Raw genomic sequence first — 18,407 nt, 5'->3', positions numbered from 1 at the left:
TTCGCCGGCACACCACAGGTAACGTCTTCAGGGCGGGGCGAAACTCCCCACCGGCGGTAGGCGCGGCGACGCGCGAGCCCGCGAGCGCCTGCGGGTCCCGGCCTCGGCCGCGCGAACCGCAGGGTCAGCAGATCCGGTCCAATGCCGGAGCCGACGGTCACAGTCCGGATGAAAGAAGACGGCTACGCGCGAGCCCGTTCGCGAACATGTTCGCGCGCACGGGCGAGACGACTCCCGCGGCCCCGGCCGCGCGTCGTGCGTTGTCTTCATAGCCTTGAGGCGTTTTTCGCTCACTTCATGCGGGAAACGTTTCATGACCCAGTTCAATCGCAACACCGGCGCGGCCTCGCGCCCGCGCGCCCTCCATCGGGAGGTGCGCTGATGTTCACCGGCATCATCGAAGGCGTCGGCAACCTGGCCGCCACGCAAGACCTGGGCGGGGATGTGCGCTTGCGCATCGCCACGGGGACGCTGGATTTCTCCGAGCCCAAGTTGGGTGAAAGTATTTCGGTCAATGGGGTGTGTTTGACCGTGATTGCGTTCGGCCCGGAGTGGTTCGACGCCGACGCTTCCACCGAAACCCTGTCGCTGACCACGCTCGGCGCGCTCAAGCCCGGCGCGTTGACCAACCTGGAACGCGCGATGCGCCCGACCGACCGCCTCGGCGGCCACATGGTCAGCGGCCACGTCGATGGCGTCGGCGCGGTGCTGTCGGTGCACGAGGACGCGCGCGCGCAGCGCTGGCGTTTCCGCGCGCCGCAGCCGCTGCTGCGCTACATCGCCAAGAAAGGCTCGATCTGCGTCGATGGCGTCAGCCTGACGGTCAACGAAGTCGATAGCGAAGGGTTCGAGGTCGCGTTGATTCCGCACACCGTGGACAACACCGCGTTCGCGCAGACCGGCGTCGGCGCTGCGGTCAATCTGGAAATCGATCTGGTGGCCCGTTACGTCGAGCGTCTGCTCGGCGAGCGTCGGCCCGGAGGTGCGGCATGAGTTTCGCGAGCGTTCCCGAACTGCTGGAGGAAATCCGCGCCGGCCGCATGGTGGTGATCGTCGATGACGAAGACCGCGAGAACGAAGGCGATCTGATCATGGCCGCCGAACTCGTGCGTCCGGCCGACATCAACTTCATGGTCACCCACGCCCGCGGACTGGTGTGCCTGTCGCTGATGCGCGAGCGCTGCCTGCAGCTGGGCCTGGGTCCGATGGTGCGCGACAACACGTCCTCGCACCACACCAACTTCACCGTCAGCATCGAAGCGGCCGAAGGCGTCACCACCGGCATTTCCGCCTACGACCGCGCGCATACCGTGCGCACGGCGGTGCGGCCCGACGCCAAGCCGTCGGATCTGGCCCAGCCCGGTCACATCTTCCCGCTGATGTCGCAGCCCGGCGGCGTGCTCAGCCGCGCCGGCCACACCGAGGCGGCGAGCGATCTGGCTCTGCTGGCCGGCCTGGAGCCGGCCGGCGTGCTGGTCGAGATCCTCAACGCCGACGGCAGCATGGCGCGGCGTCCGCAACTGGAAGCCTTCGCCGCCGAGCACGGGCTCAAGATCGGCTCGATCGAGGAATTGATCCGCTATCGCCTGGCCACCGAGCACACGGTCGAGCGCGTGGATGCGCGCGAGATCGAAACCGAGCACGGCCCGTTCCAGTTGCTGAGTTATCGCGACCGCCTGACCCATTCGCTGCACTTCGCCCTGACCCGCGGCACTGCCGACGCGGACACGCCGACGCTGGTGCGCGTGCACGTGCAGAACCCGCTGGCCGACGCGTTGCATTGGCGCCGTCCGGACTTCGGCCCGGCGGTCGGCGACGTGCTCGCCGCGATCGCGCGCGAAGGCCGCGGCGCGCTGGTGCTGCTGGCCGACCACGCCGACGCCGAGGCCTTGCTGGCGCGCGTGCGCGAGCAGCCGTCCACGCACGCGGACGGGCACGGCCCGCACGAGCCCGCGTTTGAGGGGCAGGGCGGACCGGCCCAGACCGAGCCGCCGACCCGCGGCCACGCCCTGCTGGAATGGCGGCGCAACGGCGCCGGCGGCCAGATCCTGGCCGACCTCGGCCTGGGCAAGCTGCGCGTGCTGGGCACGCCCCGGCGCCAGATCGGCCTGGCCGGGTTCGGCCTGGAAGTGGTCGAGTACGTGGATATCGCGTCGCTGGGGTGAGGTCGGCGGCGCTTCGTTTCTTCCATGCAGTCATTCCCGCGAAAGCGGGCTCCGCTTTACTTCGGCGGAGCCGAACATCCAGCGACTTCAAACGTCCTCGCACGAAAGGCCCTGGATTCCCGCCTTCGCGGGAATGACGAGCAAAAACAAAGGCCGGGCAAACCCCCGGCCACCGCCCACCCAGCCGGCAGCCAATGCCCGCACCCGGTAAACTAGCCCCCTTTCGTCCAGCCCCCTCAGTTCAGCGGACCCCGTCATGCCCCATTACGAAGGCGACCTGCGCAGCCCGCCGGGCGCGCGCTACGCCATCATCGCCAGCCGCTGGAACCCGCGCATCACCGATACCCTGGTGGCCGGCGCGCGCAAGACCTTCGCCGAACACGGCGTCACCGAGGACGCCATCGACGTGATCCGCGTCCCCGGCGCCTGGGAACTGCCGGTGCTCGCGCGCCGCCTCGCGCTCGCCGGCCGTCACGCCGCCGTGGTCGCGCTGGGCTGCGTGGTGCGCGGCGACACCCGCCATTACGAACAAGTCGCCGACGGCTGCTCCGACGGCCTGATGCGCGTGTCGCTGGATCACGGCCTGGCCATCGCCAACGGCGTGCTAGCGGTGGAGCGCCACGAGGACGCGGAAAACCGCGCCGGCGGCAGCCACGGCAACAAGGGCGAGGAAGCGGCGCTGGCCGCGCTGGAAATGAGTCACCTGCTGGAGCAACTGTCATGAATCGCCGCCGTCAGGATGGAATCGACCCCGTAGCGCGTTCGCGCGCCCGCCGCCGCGCGCTGCAGGCCGTGTACGCCTGGCAGCTGTCGGGCGCCAAGGTCAACGACGTGATCTCGCAATTCGCCCACGAGCAGGCCCACGAAGTGGCCGATCTGATCTATTTCGAGGATCTGGTGCGCGGCGTGGATCAGCATCAGGACGATCTGGATCAGGCGCTCACGCCGTTCCTGGATCGCGAGATCGAGCAGGTCGATCCGATCGAGCGCGCGACCCTGCGCATCGCCGCCTACGAACTGCGCCATCGTCCCGACGTGCCGTATCGCGTGGTCATCAACGAAGCGATCGAAACGGTAAAGCGCTTCGGCGCCGAGCACGGCCACACCTACGTCAACGGCGTGCTCGACCATGCCGCCGCGCAATGGCGCGCGGTGGAATTCAACGCTTCCAAGAAGAAGTGATCCGCTCGCGCCGCGCCGGTTGAACACCGCGGGCGCGCTGGGACCATCGCGATGAGCGCAGCCGAATTCGACCTGATCGCCCGCATCCGCGCCCGCGCGGCGACGCGCGAGGACGTGGTGCTGGGCATCGGCGACGACGCCGCTTTGCTGCAGCCGCCGCCGGGCCGGCAGTTGGTGGTCGCCACCGACACGCTCAACCGCGGCGTGCATTTCGGCGACGACGCGGCCGCGGCCGATATCGGCTGGAAAGCGCTGGCGGTGAATCTGTCCGATCTGGCCGCGATGGGCGCCGATCCGGCCTGGTGCACGTTGTCGTTGTCGTTGCCCGCCGATGGCGGCGATGCCTTGCAGGACTTCGTCGACGGATTCCTGGATGGTTTTGTCGAGTTGGCGGCGCAACACCGCGTGGCCCTGGTCGGCGGCGACACCACGCGCGGGCCCTTGTCGGTGTGCGTGACCGTGATCGGTTTCGTCGAGCCCGGCTGGGCCTTGCGCCGCGATGCCGCGCAGATCGACGATGACATCTGGGTCACCGGCACGCTCGGCGACGCCGCCGCGGCGCTGGCGCTCGCCGGCATCGCCCCGTATTGCGAACACGAGGTGCGCCGCAACGCGGGCGATGCGCAGACCGACGCCGCGCGTTTGTTCGAACGCCTGCATCGCCCGACGCCGCGCGTCGCGATGGGCCGCGCTTTGCGCGGACTGGCGCGCGCCGGCATCGATATTTCCGATGGCCTGCTCGCCGACCTGGGCCATGTGTGCGCGGCCTCCAACGTCGGCGCCTGCATCGACGCCGATGCCTTGCCGGTTTCCGCGGCCTTGTCGGCCGCATGCGGCGGCGATGCGCGCCGATTCTTGCAGCTCAGCGGCGGCGACGACTACGAACTGTGCTTCACCGCGCCGCCGCGGCAGCGCGCGGTGATCGCGCAAGCCTTGAGCGCGCTGGACACGCCGGCGCGCGTGATCGGCCGGATTCAAGCCCCCGGAACGGACGCGGCGCATGCGCTGCATGTGCGTCTGGCCGACGGATCGGCGTGGCGGCCCGATCGCTTCGGATACCAGCACTTCGGCTGATCCGGAATGCAGAGCTGAAGCCTCTCCCATGAGAGGCGTTCGCCGAGAGCGAGGGTGGGTCTTCCCGGAGCGTGACGATGGAACCGGTGCTCGACGCCGAGATTCCTCCCGCACAGACTTCCGCCGGGCCAGCCGGCCCGAATGTTTGGATCGCACGCACAGTCGCGCGCACGGCCTCGCGCGTAAGCTCGGCCCGACCCGTCTGCCCAGCAGAGTGCGATGGAACGAGGCCTTGCGGTCTGGCTGCTGTTGCTGACGGCGTTGTGCGCCGGGCGCGCGGCTGCGCAACGCAATCATTCGGTGTTCTACGATCAGAGCCAGGGCCTGAATTCCGGCGAAGTGTCGGCGCTGGCGCAGGACCGCGACGGCTTCCTCTGGCTGGGTACGTTCGGCGGACTGGTTCGCTTCGACGGACGCACCTTCAAGTCCTGGGGCCGCGAACACCTGCACGAACCGACCATGATCGTGGTGACCCGCGGCGATGAACTGATCGCGGCGACCAAGGTCGGCGTCGCTTACCAGCGCCGCGGCGATAGCCTGGAACCGTGGCGCGGCCCGCAAGGGCGCGCGGTGCGCGATCTCAACGCGGCCTTGTTCGACGCACAGGGACGGCTGTGGGTAGTGCTGGGCGAACGCGTGTGGCGGCGCGATCCCGACAGCCGCTGGCATTCGCTCGCGGCGGCGACGATCGACGGCGAAATCCCCTGGCGGTTGTGGCCGCTGCGCGATGGCGTCGCCTTGGTCACCGATCGCGGCGCATGGCGCTTGAATCCGGACGCCAGCGCGCAGCGGTTGCTGAGCCAGCCCGGATTGTTCGCGGTCGCCGGCGGCGGCGACGCGCCGTATTGGTTCGTCGGCCATCGCACCGAGAAGATCCCGCCCCTGATCTGGCGCAAGGACGCGCGCGGCCTGCGCAGTTTTCTGCGCCCGCACGGCCGCGCCATCGATCTGGTCGAGCGCGGCGGCCTTTTGTGGCTGTCGCTGGATCATGTGTTGGTCACCGTCTCCGACGACGGCAGCCAGCGCCTGCAGGATCTGCGCCAGGGCGTGCCCAGCGGCGGGCCGTTGCTGATCGATCGCGAAGCCAGCCTGTGGCTGGGCACCTTCGTCGGCCTGCTGCATTTCCCAGGGCCGCGCACCTGGCAATGGACCGAACTGGAAGGCATGCCGTCCAACCATGTATTCCGCGCCGCGCCTTATCGCGAACAGATGTGGGTGACGAGCTGGGCCGGCGTGGTGCGTTTCGACGCGGACGCGATGCGCAGGCTCGACCCGTTGGCCGGTCCGCTGATCGGCGGGGTGCCGTGCGAGGACAGCGAGGGCGGACTATGGCTGACCCGCGGCGGGCTGATCTATCGCCTCGACCGCTCCGGCCTGCGCCGGGCCGCGGCACCGGCACGGCCGTTGCCGGAATTCATGAGCACCGGCTGCGCCGTCGATGCGCAGCGGCGCTGGTGGTTGAACACCACCGGCGGGTTGTTTCGGATCGAACGCGGTATCGAGCATGGCATCGAACGCGCCGATACCCGCGCGATCGAACTGGTCGCGGCGTCCGATCCGCAGGAACCGACCTTGATCGCGCTGACCGAGCGCGACGAACTGCTGCGCGTCGGCGGCGGCCAGGCCTGCTGGTATCGCACCGATACGACGATGCCGCTGCGGCCGCGCCATTGCATCGCCGCGCCGCGCTCGTCGGGTTCCGGACCGCTGCAACGCGTCGGTGCGCAACGTTACTGGTACGCCAGCGTCAACGGCTTGCAGGAACTGCGCGGCGAGACGATCCGGCGGCTGCCCGGCAACGACTCGTTGCCGGTGAACTACATGGGCATGGTGCGCGCGTCGCCGCGAGGCGGCTATTGGGTCGCCGGTGGCGGCAGCTTGTGGCGGCTGGCCCCTTGCGACGAGTGCGCGCAAGGTTGGCGCGTACTCGAACAACCCGGCGCGATGCAAGGCTTGCCCGGCAACGCGGCGACCGGCGCCTTCGAGCGCGACAACGGCGACTTGTGGGTGGTCGGCAATCGTGGCGTGATCGCGGTGCCGGCCGGTGAACGGCAGTTGCGCACGCCGGCGCCGAACGTGCGGCTGGTGCGGGTCACGCTGGACGGACGCGAGCACGATCCGGACCAGCCGCTGCGCCTGGCGCCGCAACAGCGCCGGCTCGACCTGGAATACGCCGCGCTGACCTATCGCGACCGCAGTCTGCTGCGTTTTCGTTCGCGCACCTCCGATCGCGATCCATGGTCGAAGGCGGGCAACGAGGCGACCCTGCAACTGATCGATCTGCCCGCCGGCGACTATCGCGTGCAGATGCAGGCGAGTCTGGACGGCAGGCATTGGTCGTCGGCGCGGGCCTTCGCGTTCCAGGTCGCGCCGTCGTGGTGGGCGACGTGGTGGGCGCGATTGATCTGGCTGAGCGCGCTGGTCGCCGTGGGCGTCGTCCTGTATCGACTGCGGGTGCGGCAACTGCTGCGATTGGAGCGGCAGCGCAACGAAATCGCCATGGACCTGCACGACGAAATGGGCTCCGGCCTGGGCTCGATCAGCGTGCTCGCCAACGTCGCCGCGCGCGAAGGTTACGACGAGGGCGAGCGGCGCCAGATCGCCGGCGAGATCGCCTCGGTCGCCGAGCTGCTCGGCGGCGGCCTGCGTTCGCTGGTGTGGACCATGCGCGAGAGCCGCGCCGGCCTGGCCGATCTGGCCGCGCAACTGGCCCAGCACGCCGGACGCCTGTTGCCGGGGCCGGCGCCGGAACTGCGCATGTGCGGACCGGAGGAATTTCCGTCCGGCACGGTGCGGCCGCAAGTGCGCAGGCACGTGTTGATGATCGCGCTCGAGGCGCTGCACAACGCCGCCCGGCATGCGCACGCGGCGCAGGTGGTGGTGGAATTGAGCGCGCAGGGCGTGGGCTGGCGGCTGCGCATCGACGACGACGGCGTCGGCTTCGATCCGGAACACCCGGCGCGCCGCAGCGGCCTGGACACGATGAGCCAGCGCGCGCGCGCGATCGGCGCGCGCCTGGAACTGGACAGCGCGCCGGGCGCCGGCACCCGCATCGCGGTGTATTTCGAACCGTTCGGTGGATGAATGAACCGGTCGAGCGCCAACTCTTTCGGCAAACGGCGGGCGTGGGTCGCATGCCCATGCGATATCCGGCCGCCGCCGCGACCGGCACGGTGCAACGCATGAACACCGCACCTGCAGCGATCCGCGTGGCCGTGGTCGAAGACGACCCGCGCTACCGCGCCAGCCTGGAAACGCTGGCGCGCCATCTGCCCAGGTTCGTTCTGACCGCCGCCTACCATGCCGCCGAGCCGCTGCTCGCGCGCGCCGCGCAGGCCCAGCGCCGCGGCGAGCCGCAACCCTGGGATCTGGTGCTGATGGACATCGGCCTGCCGCAAGTGGACGGCATCGAGGCCACGCGGAAACTCAAGGCGATGTTTCCCGCGGTGCGCGTGGTCGTGCTGACCGTGTTCGAAGAACCGTACCGCGTGCTCGCCGCGATCTGCGCCGGCGCCGACGGCTATCTGCTCAAGAGCGCGCTGGGCGCGCAGATCGGCGAGCAGTTGGAGCAAGTCGCCGGCCACGGCGCGGCCTTGTCGCCGCAACTGGCGGCGACGGTGATGAACTTCGTCCGCGTCGGCAACGCGCACGCCTTCAATCACGAACTGCCCGCCGATCTGGGATTGACGCCGCGTCAGCTGGACGTGCTGCGCGAACTGGTCAAGGGCCAGTCGTATCCGCAAGTGGCGCGGGCGCTGAACATCTCGCTGGACACCGTGCGCACCCACGTGCGGCGGATCTACGCCGCGCTGCAAGTGCACAGCGTCGCCGAGGCCGCGGCCTACGCGTTGCGGCATGGCCTGGTCTGATCCGCGTCGAGCGCGATCATGTCGCATCACCATGCGATAGGCAGCCCGATCCGACCTGCCTAGCCTGCGCCTGTCTCGAACAGGAAGGTGGTGGACATGGAGCGCAGGGCGAAATCCAAGCAGGGCTCGATGTCGGTTTCGGGTGTAGTTCTGGCAGGCGAGGCGGTGCGTTCGCGCGAGGTCGAACTGCGGGCTGGCCGATGGCTGATCTTGGCCGCGGCGGGATTGGCGATGGCGCATTGCGCGCCGGCCGCGCATGGCGCGGTGCCGTATCGGATCGAATGCCCGGATCGACACGTCGTGGTCGGTTTCGCCGGCCGGGTCGGCGCCTGGGTCGACAACATCGCGCTGCTGTGCGCGGGCTGGGATGCGAGCGCGCAACGCTTGGGACCACCGGCGGCGCAGCCGCGTATCGGCGAATCCAACGGCGGCGATGCCTTGAGCAAACGCTGCCCCGACGGCATGGCGGTCGGCGCGGACTACCGCATCGCTTACGCGCGCGATCCGCGCGTGCTGCATTCGATAGAGTTCACTTGCGTGCCGATCGATGGCTCGTCCAATCGCATTGCGCGTTCGTTCGGCTCGGATTCCGAGATTTCCAAGGCGCCGCTGATCCCGATTCCGATCACCGACGGCCCGGGCGTGGTGGTCAAGAACCGCTGCGCCGCCGGGCAACTGGTCAACGGCATCCAGGGAACCTCCGGTTTGTACATCGATCAACTGCTGCCGATCTGCAATCCGGCGCCGGAGTTGGCGGCTGCGCCCGCGCCGCCCAAGCCCCTGGGCCGGAAGGTGTCGACGGGTTTATCCGTCAAGCCCGTGAAGGATCTGGCGCAGGCGGGGACCGCGCCGGGCCTGGGCAGCGCGATCGGAGCGAGCCGTGCGATCGACGCGGTGGGCGCCGCGGGCTTCGGTGGCAGTTGGACCACCTTGTACGGACCGATGACCATCCGCGTCGACGGCGACAAGGCCATCGGCGAGTACCCGAAGCTCAATGGTCGCGTCGAGGGCACGGTGCGCGGCGACCAATGGCAAGGCCGATGGACCGAAGGCGCGCAGTCGGGCGAGGTGACCTTCACCTTGCAGGGCCGCGACCGCTTCCTGGGTTGTTGGCGCGTCGGCAGCAGCGGGCAACCGCGCTGCAACTGGCAGGGTACGCGCGACTGATCGCGCGGCCCCGGCGTTCGGGTCGCGGTAACGGTTCGAAAGGAGTCAGACAATGCATGCGTTGAATGGTGGTTCGGCCGGTCATGCCCGCCGCGTCTTGCTGCTTTCCATTTCGATAGCCGTCACCGCGGCGTTTCCAGCGCACGCCGCCGACGACCTGTGCCGCGACGATTTGGGTTTGGCGATCAATCCCGCGCCGGGAACCAATGCCGGTAACGAGCATGGTTTCGAAAACACGACCTGCCACGCGGACGGCAGCGCCTACGGCTACGGCAACAACGCCAGCGGCGAATCGAGCGTGGCGCTCGGGAAGAGCAATCACGCCTATGCGAAACAGAGCCTGGCGGTGGGGCTGTCGAACAAAGCGAGCGGCGCGAACTCGAGCGCGTTCGGCAACAACAATGGGGTCGGCGCCAGCAGCGCCAGCGCGTTCGGCGTGGGCAACACCGCCTACGGAAACTACAGCAGCGCGTTCGGCGAGAGCAATAACGTGACCCGGGACTACGGCAGCGCATTGGGCTCGCGCAACCAGGTCGGCGGTCTGTACGGCACGGCCGTGGGTTTCGACAACAGGGCCAATGGCTATCGCGGCACCGCGGTGGGGGCGAGCAATACCGTCAACGCCACTTCCGGCACGGCGCTGGGGACCTCGAACTATTCCGATCGCGAATTCGGCAGCGCGATCGGCAGCGCCAACTCGGTCTTTTCGCGCTATGGCAGCGCGGTCGGCGCGAACAACTATGCCGACGGCGAGGAAGCCAGCGCGTTCGGTTTCAACAACTCCGCCCGCGGCTTGCAAAGCAGCGCCTTCGGGCACGGCAGCCAGGCGCTGGCCGACTACAGCACGGCGATCGGGCATGGTTCGATCGCCGATCGCGGCAACACGCTGTCGGTCGGCGCGGTCGGCGCGGAGCGACAGATAGTCAACGTCGCCGCCGGCACCCAGGGTAGCGATGCGGTCAATGTCGATCAGTTGCGCTCCACGCTGGCCACCGCGAACGCATACACGGACACGGCGGTGGCCACCGGCGGCACCGCGGCGAACGCATACACCGACAATCGCGAGGCGGCGATCCGCGACGATGCCGCGGCCGGCGATGCCGCGACCTTGTCCTCGGCGCGCAGCTACACGGATCGGCGGGTCGGCGAACTGGCGCATCTGGCCGGAGATTTCGATGCGTTCCGCGATCGGGTCGACGACCGTTTCCGCGATCAGGACCGGCGCATGGATCGCCAGGGCGCGATGAGCGCGGCCATGCTCAACATGGCGGTCAATACCGCCGGCGGCCAGAGCCGGCGTGGACGCATCGCGATCGGCGCCGGTTTCCAGGGCGGCGAACAAGCCGTGTCGCTGGGCTACGGCCGGCGAGTGGGCGAACGCGCTTCGTTCTCGCTGGGCGCGGCGTTCAGCGGCGGCGAACGCTCCGGAGGCATGGGTTTCGGCCTGGACCTGTAAGCGGCCGGTCGCGGGCCGTGTCTTCGGCTCCGACGCGGGCGGAACGCGTCGCGGCACCACCATGCCATCGGTTGGGTCGATCGCCCGGAAAAGTTCAGACCGCTTTCATCGCGCCGATGCGAGTCTGAGCCCCGACCCTTCATAGCCCACGCCCATGCGCCACGCCGCGTCGAGTTCCGTTTCCTTCCACCGGCGTCGTCATCAGGTGTGTGCATTCGTCGGCATCGCCGCGGCGCTGGGACTCAGCGGCTGCGGCGCGATGCGTTCGATCGCCGGCATCAACACCGTCCATCTGCAGGACGCCAAGGTCAGCGGGATCCAGAGCGACATCGGCCCCGGGGTGAACACGATCTGCCCGCGCCAGCCGGTGCAGATGCACGTGGTGGTCACCGCGCAGTTGCCGCGCCAGCCGGCGCCGGCGAGCTTCGAGACCTGGAGCGGCGGCAACGGCACGCGCCGCAACGGCATGCTGGATTTCCGTAATTTCGTTTTTGCAAGCGCGCAGGGACGGTTCGACGAACTGGGTTGGTTCGCGCCCGATCCGGATGTGCTGGCGACGGTGGACAGCGGTTTCGCGATCAGCACGCAGTTGCTGCACCCGACCGCGTCGTTGGCGCAGACGCGGCATTACCTGGCCGATTACCGCTGCATCGCCAGCGTCGGCGCGCCCGGCGGACCTGGGCCGTCGGGCGCGGACGGCGCCAGTGGTTTCAGCGGCAGCGACGGGCGCAGCGGTTACGACGGGCAGGGCGGACAAAGCGGCGGTCGCGGCGGCGACGGCATGCCGGGCGGCCCGGGTTTCCAAGGGCCGCGGCTGCGCATGTACGCGACCTATGCGAGTACGCGGCGGTATCCGAAGCTGATCGCGGTGCGCGTGCTCGGCGATTTCGAGGACTTCGTGCTGGCGCCGGCGGATCGTCCGCTGACCTTGCTCGCGACCGGCGGCATCGGCGGCGCGGGCGGCGACGGCGGCATGGGCGGCAGCGGCGGCGATGGCGGACGCGGCGAAGGCGACAAGGATCGCCCGGGTTACGGCGGCGATGGCGGCGACGGAGGCGATGGCGGTTACGGCGCGCCCGGCGGCATCGGCGGCGACGGCGGCGGGATCGAATTGATCTACGACCGGCGTTATCCGGAACTCGCGCAGTTGCTGCGTTTCGACGTTTCCGGCGGCCGTCCCGGCCCGGGCGGCGAAGGCGGCAGCGGCGGCAGCCAGGGCAGCGGCGGCGGTGGCAGCCATTCGGGTCGCAGCGGGCGTTACGGCAGTTACGGCTCGTCCGCTCCCGACGGTCAGCCGGGGCGTCCGGGGCATGCCGAACTCAGCGCGGGTGATGTATCGGCGTACTTTCGCGATCTGCCGGGCGTGCGGATGTTGTGAGCCGCGCCGGTGAGCAGGCGGGAACGTTCGAGTCCGCGATCCAGATCCAGCATGGTTCCGTTTCGATGTTTCAATCGTCGCGCCGACGCCGCGAAAGCAGCAACCGCATCGTATCGGCGACTCATTCGTCCGGCAGCAACTTGCCCGGATTGAGGATGCCGTCCGGATCGAACACCGTCTTCAACTGCCGCATCAACGCCAGCGTCTGCACGCCCACCGCCTGCGGCATGAACTCGCGCTTGGCCAGGCCGATGCCGTGTTCGCCCGACAAGGTGCCGCCCAGCGCCAGCGCCAGTTCGAACACGCGGTTCATCGCGCGGTGGCCGCGCTGGTTCTGCGATTCGTCGGCCGGGTCGTAAAGCAGGTTGACGTGCAGGTTGCCGTTGCCGGCGTGGCCGAAGCACACGATCGGCAAGTCGAATTCGCGCGACAGCGCCTGCACGCCATCGACCAGTTGCGGAATGCGCGAGACCGGCACCACCACGTCTTCGTTGATCTTGCCCGGCGCCAGCGTGCGCAGCGACGGCGACAGCGCCTTGCGCGCGGCCCAGAGTTTTTCGCGCGCGGCTTCGTCGGCGGCATCGTCGAGCCAGAGCAGGCCGTCGCCGGCGGCGGCGCGTTTCAAGGCCTCGATCGAGTACGGCAGGGTCTGCGCATCGCCGTCGGCCTCGATCATCAGCAAGGCGCCGGCTTCGTGCGGCAGATCGGCGCCGCCGACGTCGCGCGCCAGCTGCACCGCGTGCGCGTCCATGAATTCCAGCATCGACGGCGTCACCGGTTGCGCCATCAGCCGCGCGACCGCGAGCGCGGCCGACGACACGTCGCGATAGATCGCGCGCACCGCCGCACGCGCCGGCGCCGACGGCGTCAGGCGCAGGCTGGCTTCGACGATCAGGGCCAGCGTGCCTTCGCTGCCGACCAGAAGACGATGCAAGTCGTACCCGGTCGAGCCCTTGGTCGTGGCCGTGCCGCACACGATCAATTCGCCCGCGCCGGTCACCGCGGTCAGCGCCAGCACGTTGTCGCGGCTGGCGCCGTATTTCACCGCGCGCGGGCCGCCGGCGTTGCAGGCGAGGTTGCCGCCGACGGTGCTGAACGCCGCGCTGGTCGGGTCGGGCGGCCAGAACAGACCGTGGGCCTTGAGCGCGGTCTGCAGATCGCCGTTGAGCACGCCGGGTTCGACGATCGCGCAGCGATCGCCGGGACGGATTTCGACGATGCGGTTCATGCGCTCGAACGAGACCACCACGCCGCCGGCGATCGGCACCGACGCGCCGGTGGTGTTGGTGCCGCGTCCGCGCGCGACCACCGGCACGCGATGGCGCCGGCACGCGCGCACCAGCGCCTGCACTTGCTCGCGATTGCGCGGCAACGCGACCGCATCGGGCAGCGCTTGCCGGCGCGAATTGTCGTAGGCGTAGGACAGCCGGTCGCCCGGATCGGTCAGCCAGGCATCGCCGAGCAACTGCGCGAGTTCCTCGTGCAAGGCCGGCGGCAGGCGGCTGCTCATCGCGCCGGTTCCGCGCGCATCGACATCCGTCGCAAGCTCGCGCCGAGTGCGCCGACGGCGAGCGCGGGCAGCACGATCCAGCGTGCTTCCGACCACAGCACCTGCAGTCCGCGTACGCTGAAGAAACGCGCGCCGATCGGCGAGACCTCGATAGGACGCCACGGCGCGAAGATGCGCGCGTCCGACCATGGCCAATACAGCGCCACGCCGAGGCCGCCGTCGGTCAGCGCATCCAGCAGCGGATGCGAGGCGGCGCAGACGAACAGCCACAAGGCCGCGCGCGACGGCGGCGCGCGCAACCAGCGCGAAGCCAGCGCGCCGAATACGGCGAGGACCGCCGCGAAGGCGAAGGAATGGCTGGCGCCGCGATGGCCGAAGTCGTCCGCGTAGGCGATGCCGAGCTTGAACGCGACCACGTCGGCGTCGGGCAGCATCGCCGCGATCGCGCCGGCGACCAACAGCCGCGGTGGAATCGTGCGCGGGCCCAGCGCCCAGCCCAGGGCGAGCGGAACCACGGCGTGGGTCATGATGGTCGGCATAGTGGGCTCATGGTATCGCCGCGGCCCGGCGAAATCTTTTGTACCTCTTTTGTAGGAGGGGCTTCAGCCCCGATGCCTTTCGGTCAGATCGCCAGACTTTTCCGCAATCGCGCAATCTGATGGCATCGCCGCGGCCCGGCGAAATCTTTTGTGCCTCTTTTGTAGGAGGGGCTTCAGCCCCGATGCCTTTCGATCAGGTCGCCAGACTTTTCCGTAATCGCGCACTCTGATGGCATCGCCGCGGCCCGGCGAAATCTTTTGTGCCTCTTTTGTGGGAGGGGCTTCAGCCCCGATGCTCTTCGATCAGGTCGCCAGACTCCGCAATCGCGCGATCTGATCGAAAGGCATCGGGGCTGAAGCCCCTCCCACAACAGCAAAGCACAAGAGCAGCAGCGCTAGACGTCGTCGGCGCGAAACGCGTCGCGCAGCCAGTGCAAGCGAGGCTGCGCCGGATCGCCATCGGCCTGAATCACATCGAAGCGGCACGGACAGTCGGCATAACGCGGATGAGCGAGCAGGAACGCTTGCGCGGCCAGCACCAGCTTGCGGCGTTTGCGCGCGTCCACCGAGCCCGCGCCGCCGCCGAAGCGATCGTCGCGGCGGTAGCGCACTTCGACGAAGACCACGGTGGCGCCGTCGAGCACGACCAGATCGAGTTCGCCGAAACGGTAGTTGGCGTTGGCGGCGACGGCGCGCAGGCCGTGTTCGAGCAGATGCGCGCGCGCCGCGGCTTCGACCGCGGCGCCGCGGCCGCGACGATCCGGCGCGGTGCGCGCCGGACCGGCCGCCGGATCAGCGGCGCGAGGCATCCGCCAGCGGCACCGCGACGCCGCTGCTGAAGGTGGACCACGCCGGCGTGCGCAGCACGGTGCCGCCGCCGTCGATGCGCAGCACGCCGGTCGCGCCGGCGATGTAGGCATCCGGACGCGAAGCCAGGCGTTCGAGATAAGCGCTGAGCTGCCAGGCGTCGTAGCCGAAGGCGAACAGGCGCGCGCCGCCGGGGCCGCGCGCGGTCGGCAGCGTCTGGGCGACGCCGACCGCCGGCGACAGGCCGCGGATGCCGCCGGTGGTCCAGGTTTCCGAGGGGAAGGCGATGCCGTCGAGGACGCGGTCCTGCTCCGGCTTGCCGGTGCCCTGCAGCACTTGCGAGGTCGCCACGCGCGGTTTGTCGGACAGGCCGACCATCGCCAGCTTGGGCACCAGAGTGCGCGCCGAGCTGCCCTTGACCGCGAGGAACACCGCATCGACGCCGCCTTCCTTGGCCACGAACGGGCCCAGGTCGGCGGTGCCTTCGCTGACGCTGTCGGTGAGCACGGCGCCGGCGCCGGCCAGGCGTTCCTTCAGCGCGGCGATCGCGCGGCGCTGGCCGTCGTCGCCGCCGTCGATGGCGAGCACGCGCTTGACCTTGCGTTCGAGCAGGTAGTCGGCCGCGGCCAGGCCTTCGTCTTCCGGCGTCAGCGAGAAACTGACGTTGCCGCTGGGCGGCGCCACATTGCCGCGATTGAGCGCGAGCACCGGCACCGGCAACGCGCCCTTGGCGAACAGGGCGCTGACTTCGTCGCGGCCGAGCGGGCCGATGACGAAATCGTTGCCGTCGGCCACGGCCTTGTCGTAGGCGGCGAGGGTGCCGCCGCCGGTGCTGCCGGTGTCGTAGAAATTGATTTCCGGGCGGCGCCGGGTTTCGCCGTAGTAGGCCGCGTTCAAGCCGTCGCGCACCGACGCGCCGGCGATCATGCTCGGGCCGCTGGACGGCAGCAGCACCGCCAGTTTCACCGGCGGGCGGTAGCCGTCGGCTTCCGCGGGCGGTCGCTGGCCGGCGTTGAAGCGCCAGTCCGAGCTGCGGTCGAACGGGCGCGGCAGCGGCAGTCCGCGCTTCATCAGCGCGCGGCCGACGAAGTTGTACAGCGGATCGCCGGCCGGCAGCGCGTTGGCTTCGCGGCTCAAGGTGGCGTCGTCGAGCTGGGTCAGCAGGCGATCGATCTGTTGTTCGTTCGCGGCGCGTTCGGCGCCGGTCAGGCCGGCGTGCTTGCCGGCCAGATGGCCGGCCTGGGCTACGATCGGGTTGGACGCGCTGACCGCGGCGGTGGGCCGGGTTTCCACGCTGGCGCAGCCGCCCAACAGCGCGGTCGCCGCCAAAGCACTGAACATCCATGTCAAAGCGGGCCGGTTTTTCTTATAAGTCATCGGCTTGCATTCGCCGCGCAGCGGCGTTCCTATGGGACCGGTTAGGATTCTACCCGGCCTGGGTAGCGGTGAATCATTCGCGCCGCCCCGGCTTCAGGTACGGCGCTGGACGGCGGGTACGGCATCCAGCGCGCGCGCCGGTCCGGCTCTGGCGCGCCCGGCGCCGCCCGGCCAAGCGATTTCATTCAGTTGAGCACGATGCAGACTCCCGCCACCTTACATATCGTCGCCACCCCGATCGGCAATCTCGGCGACCTCACTCCGCGCGCGCTGGAAACCTTGCGCAGCGTGGCGGCGATCTGCGCCGAGGACACGCGCCATACCCGCCAGTTGCTGTCGCATTTCGGCCTGGAGCGGCCGTTGCTGGCCTTGCATCAGCACAACGAGGAACAACAGGCGGCGCAGTTGGTGGCGCGTTTGCAGGCGGGCGAATCGTTGGCATTGGTGTCCGATGCGGGCACGCCTTTGGTCAGCGATCCGGGCTATCGGTTGGTCCGCGCCGCGCGCGCCGCCGGCATCCGGGTTTCGCCGGTGCCGGGCGCTTGCGCCGCGATCGCCGCGCTCAGCGTCGCCGGCCTGGCCTCGGACCGGTTCAGTTTCGAAGGTTTTCTGCCGGCCAAGACCTCGGCGCGGCGCGAGCGCCTGACCCGGCTGGCGGCCGAGCCGCAGACGTTGTTGTTCTACGAGTCGGCGCACCGCATCGAGGAAACCCTGGACGACATGGCGGCGGCGTTCGGCGAACAGCGCGTGGCGGTGATCGCGCGCGAGCTGACGAAACTGTTCGAGACCGTGCTCGACGGCCCGCTGGTCGAACTGGCGGCGCGGGTGAAGGCCGATCCCAATCAGCGCAAGGGCGAGTTCGTGGTGATCGTCGAAGGCGCCGGCGACGATGCCGATGCCAAGGTGATCGAAGGCAAGCGCATCTACGCCAAGCTCAGCGAGCACCTGCCGCCGTCCACCGCGGCGAAGCTGGCGGCGGAGCTGAGCGGGGCGCCGCGCAAGGCCTTGTACGGCAGCGGCGAATAAACGCCGTCGATCAGCCCGGCGGCGGTTTGCGCAGGGGCCGCATCGCCGCGACCAGTTGATCCAGCAGTTCCGGCCCAGCCACCACTTCGAAGGACCAGCGGTCTTCGGAGATGAAGATCGGCAGGCCGTTGACCCGAAGCGTGCGTTCGCCGCCGTCGATGCTGAAGGAATGCTCGCCGTCGATTTCGGTTAGGCGGATCGAGCCGTAGGCCGGCCAGAACGCGGCCTGCAGTTCTTCCTCGGTCCAGTCGGGCAGGCGCGCGGCGAGGCTTTGCGCGTCGAGCAGGCCGGCGCGGCGGAGCATGCCGCGCGGGTAGAGCGGATAGTGGTCTTCGGGGTCGTCGCTTTGCATGGGCCGGCCGATCCTTGCCGCGGCGCGCGGGATGCGCGGTATCGGCCAATTTAACTGCGCGACGGCGGTTGGGCGCGTGCGCGTGCGACAATGCCGGCGCGAAGTAGGCCAGGCAGTCGCGTCATCGGGTCGCAAGATCCGGTGCCGAGGAAAGTCCGGGCTCCACAGGGCACGGTGCCAGGTAACGCCTGGGCGGCGCGAGCCGACGGAAAGTGCAACAGAGAGCAGACCGCCGAACGGCCCGCAAGGGTGCGTGGTAAGGGTGAAACGGTGCGGTAAGAGCGCACCGCGAGTCTGGCAACAGACCGGCACGGCAAACCCCACCGGGAGCAAAACCAAATAGGGAGACTATGTCGCGGCCCGCGATGTCTCCGGGTAGGTTGCTTGAGCGTAACGGTGACGTTGCGCCTAGAGGAATGACTGTCCACGACAGAACCCGGCTTATCGGCCTACTTCGCGCTTTTCTTGGCTGCGCCAGGAAAAGCCCCAAAGTTTGCTTTGCAAA

General features: G+C 69.3%; 16 protein-coding genes, 1 other RNA gene and 1 riboswitch. Of the genes, 12 read left to right on the top strand and 5 right to left on the bottom strand.

Annotated features, from left to right (window positions below):
• The first annotated feature begins 19 nt into the window (after positions 1 to 19).
• Positions 20 to 184: riboswitch (FMN riboswitch) on the top strand.
• Positions 185 to 381: 197 nt separating this feature from the next.
• The 10 genes from J7J50_RS21740 to J7J50_RS21695 all read left to right on the top strand — a co-directional run bounded on the left by J7J50_RS21740 (position 382) and on the right by J7J50_RS21695 (position 12,291).
• The gene (locus J7J50_RS21740; protein WP_215059429.1) at positions 382 to 993 is read left to right on the top strand and encodes a riboflavin synthase; all 612 of its coding nucleotides are present in this window, start codon (positions 382 to 384) and stop codon (positions 991 to 993) included.
• Positions 990 to 2,165, top strand: a complete 1,176-nt coding sequence (gene ribB / locus J7J50_RS21735; protein ID WP_215059427.1) for a 3,4-dihydroxy-2-butanone-4-phosphate synthase — start codon at positions 990 to 992, stop codon at positions 2,163 to 2,165. The genes J7J50_RS21740 and ribB overlap by 4 nt, the downstream gene beginning before the upstream one ends.
• Before the next feature lie 256 nt (positions 2,166 to 2,421).
• Positions 2,422 to 2,889, top strand: a complete 468-nt coding sequence (gene ribH, locus J7J50_RS21730) for a 6,7-dimethyl-8-ribityllumazine synthase (RefSeq protein WP_215059424.1) — start codon at positions 2,422 to 2,424, stop codon at positions 2,887 to 2,889.
• Positions 2,886 to 3,347 (top strand): transcription antitermination factor NusB, encoded by a 462-nt coding sequence (nusB, locus tag J7J50_RS21725; RefSeq protein ID WP_057944130.1) that lies wholly within the window; start codon positions 2,886 to 2,888, stop codon positions 3,345 to 3,347. The genes ribH and nusB overlap by 4 nt, the downstream gene beginning before the upstream one ends.
• A gap of 51 nt (positions 3,348 to 3,398) precedes the next feature.
• Positions 3,399 to 4,421, top strand: coding sequence for a thiamine-phosphate kinase (gene thiL, locus J7J50_RS21720; RefSeq protein ID WP_215059422.1), 1,023 nt, complete (start codon positions 3,399 to 3,401; stop codon positions 4,419 to 4,421).
• 219 nt (positions 4,422 to 4,640) lie between these two features.
• Positions 4,641 to 7,505: an ATP-binding protein gene (locus J7J50_RS21715; protein WP_215059420.1), complete on the top strand. Its 2,865-nt coding sequence runs from the start codon at positions 4,641 to 4,643 to the stop codon at positions 7,503 to 7,505.
• Positions 7,506 to 7,555: 50 nt separating this feature from the next.
• Complete coding sequence (locus tag J7J50_RS21710; protein ID WP_215059418.1) at positions 7,556 to 8,290, top strand: response regulator transcription factor; 735 nt, start codon at positions 7,556 to 7,558, stop codon at positions 8,288 to 8,290.
• A gap of 96 nt (positions 8,291 to 8,386) precedes the next feature.
• Complete coding sequence (locus J7J50_RS21705) at positions 8,387 to 9,457, top strand: hypothetical protein (protein ID WP_215059416.1); 1,071 nt, start codon at positions 8,387 to 8,389, stop codon at positions 9,455 to 9,457.
• A gap of 52 nt (positions 9,458 to 9,509) precedes the next feature.
• Positions 9,510 to 10,913, top strand: a complete 1,404-nt coding sequence (locus tag J7J50_RS21700) for a YadA-like family protein (protein ID WP_215059415.1) — start codon at positions 9,510 to 9,512, stop codon at positions 10,911 to 10,913.
• Between the two features lie 205 nt (positions 10,914 to 11,118).
• The gene (locus tag J7J50_RS21695) at positions 11,119 to 12,291 is read left to right on the top strand and encodes a hypothetical protein (protein WP_215059413.1); all 1,173 of its coding nucleotides are present in this window, start codon (positions 11,119 to 11,121) and stop codon (positions 12,289 to 12,291) included.
• A 121-nt stretch (positions 12,292 to 12,412) separates the two neighbouring features.
• On the opposite strand, the gene J7J50_RS21690 is transcribed toward J7J50_RS21695, so the two are convergent.
• From J7J50_RS21690 to J7J50_RS21675, 4 genes are all read right to left on the bottom strand, one after another.
• Positions 12,413 to 13,801, bottom strand: coding sequence for an FAD-linked oxidase C-terminal domain-containing protein (locus J7J50_RS21690; RefSeq protein WP_215059411.1), 1,389 nt, complete (start codon positions 13,799 to 13,801; stop codon positions 12,413 to 12,415).
• Positions 13,798 to 14,340 carry a metal-dependent hydrolase gene (locus J7J50_RS21685; RefSeq protein ID WP_215059409.1) on the bottom strand — a complete coding sequence of 181 codons (543 nt, stop codon included), beginning with the start codon at positions 14,338 to 14,340 and terminating at the stop codon, positions 13,798 to 13,800. Before J7J50_RS21685 ends, J7J50_RS21690 begins: the two co-directional genes overlap by 4 nt.
• Before the next feature lie 395 nt (positions 14,341 to 14,735).
• Positions 14,736 to 15,149, bottom strand: a complete 414-nt coding sequence (locus tag J7J50_RS21680; protein ID WP_215059407.1) for a YraN family protein — start codon at positions 15,147 to 15,149, stop codon at positions 14,736 to 14,738.
• Positions 15,133 to 16,488 (bottom strand): penicillin-binding protein activator, encoded by a 1,356-nt coding sequence (locus J7J50_RS21675; protein ID WP_251047327.1) that lies wholly within the window; start codon positions 16,486 to 16,488, stop codon positions 15,133 to 15,135. The genes J7J50_RS21680 and J7J50_RS21675 overlap by 17 nt, the downstream gene beginning before the upstream one ends.
• Before the next feature lie 234 nt (positions 16,489 to 16,722).
• Here J7J50_RS21675 and rsmI point away from each other — a divergent pair, with 234 nt between their 5' ends.
• Positions 16,723 to 17,550 carry a 16S rRNA (cytidine(1402)-2'-O)-methyltransferase gene (rsmI, locus tag J7J50_RS21670; RefSeq protein ID WP_215059403.1) on the top strand — a complete coding sequence of 276 codons (828 nt, stop codon included), beginning with the start codon at positions 16,723 to 16,725 and terminating at the stop codon, positions 17,548 to 17,550.
• Positions 17,551 to 17,560: 10 nt separating this feature from the next.
• On the opposite strand, the gene J7J50_RS21665 is transcribed toward rsmI, so the two are convergent.
• Positions 17,561 to 17,902, bottom strand: coding sequence for a hypothetical protein (locus tag J7J50_RS21665; protein ID WP_215059400.1), 342 nt, complete (start codon positions 17,900 to 17,902; stop codon positions 17,561 to 17,563).
• Between the two features lie 100 nt (positions 17,903 to 18,002).
• Here J7J50_RS21665 and rnpB point away from each other — a divergent pair.
• An RNA gene (gene rnpB, locus J7J50_RS21660) (RNase P RNA component class A) lies at positions 18,003 to 18,362 on the top strand.
• The last annotated feature ends 45 nt before the right edge of the window (positions 18,363 to 18,407 follow it).

The organism is Lysobacter sp. ISL-50 (assembly GCF_018612875.1).
Classification (GTDB): domain Bacteria; phylum Pseudomonadota; class Gammaproteobacteria; order Xanthomonadales; family Xanthomonadaceae; genus Lysobacter.
This window is presented reverse-complemented; position numbering and strand designations above follow the sequence as displayed.

Bases quoted from the DNA above. Each gene is read 5' to 3' on its own strand.
- J7J50_RS21740 (WP_215059429.1), top strand. From the start codon at position 382: ATGTTCACCGGCATCATCGAAGGCGTCGGCAACCTGGCCGCCACGCAA.
- ribB (WP_215059427.1), top strand. From the start codon at position 990: ATGAGTTTCGCGAGCGTTCCCGAACTGCTGGAGGAAATCCGCGCCGGC.
- ribH (WP_215059424.1), top strand. From the start codon at position 2,422: ATGCCCCATTACGAAGGCGACCTGCGCAGCCCGCCGGGCGCGCGCTAC.
- nusB (WP_057944130.1), top strand. From the start codon at position 2,886: ATGAATCGCCGCCGTCAGGATGGAATCGACCCCGTAGCGCGTTCGCGC.
- thiL (WP_215059422.1), top strand. From the start codon at position 3,399: ATGAGCGCAGCCGAATTCGACCTGATCGCCCGCATCCGCGCCCGCGCG.
- J7J50_RS21715 (WP_215059420.1), top strand. From the start codon at position 4,641: ATGGAACGAGGCCTTGCGGTCTGGCTGCTGTTGCTGACGGCGTTGTGC.
- J7J50_RS21710 (WP_215059418.1), top strand. From the start codon at position 7,556: ATGCCCATGCGATATCCGGCCGCCGCCGCGACCGGCACGGTGCAACGC.
- J7J50_RS21705 (WP_215059416.1), top strand. From the start codon at position 8,387: ATGGAGCGCAGGGCGAAATCCAAGCAGGGCTCGATGTCGGTTTCGGGT.
- J7J50_RS21700 (WP_215059415.1), top strand. From the start codon at position 9,510: ATGCATGCGTTGAATGGTGGTTCGGCCGGTCATGCCCGCCGCGTCTTG.
- J7J50_RS21690 (WP_215059411.1), bottom strand. From the start codon at position 13,801: ATGAGCAGCCGCCTGCCGCCGGCCTTGCACGAGGAACTCGCGCAGTTG.
- J7J50_RS21685 (WP_215059409.1), bottom strand. From the start codon at position 14,340: ATGCCGACCATCATGACCCACGCCGTGGTTCCGCTCGCCCTGGGCTGG.
- J7J50_RS21680 (WP_215059407.1), bottom strand. From the start codon at position 15,149: ATGCCTCGCGCCGCTGATCCGGCGGCCGGTCCGGCGCGCACCGCGCCG.
- J7J50_RS21675 (WP_251047327.1), bottom strand. From the start codon at position 16,488: ATGTTCAGTGCTTTGGCGGCGACCGCGCTGTTGGGCGGCTGCGCCAGC.
- rsmI (WP_215059403.1), top strand. From the start codon at position 16,723: ATGCAGACTCCCGCCACCTTACATATCGTCGCCACCCCGATCGGCAAT.
- J7J50_RS21665 (WP_215059400.1), bottom strand. From the start codon at position 17,902: ATGCAAAGCGACGACCCCGAAGACCACTATCCGCTCTACCCGCGCGGC.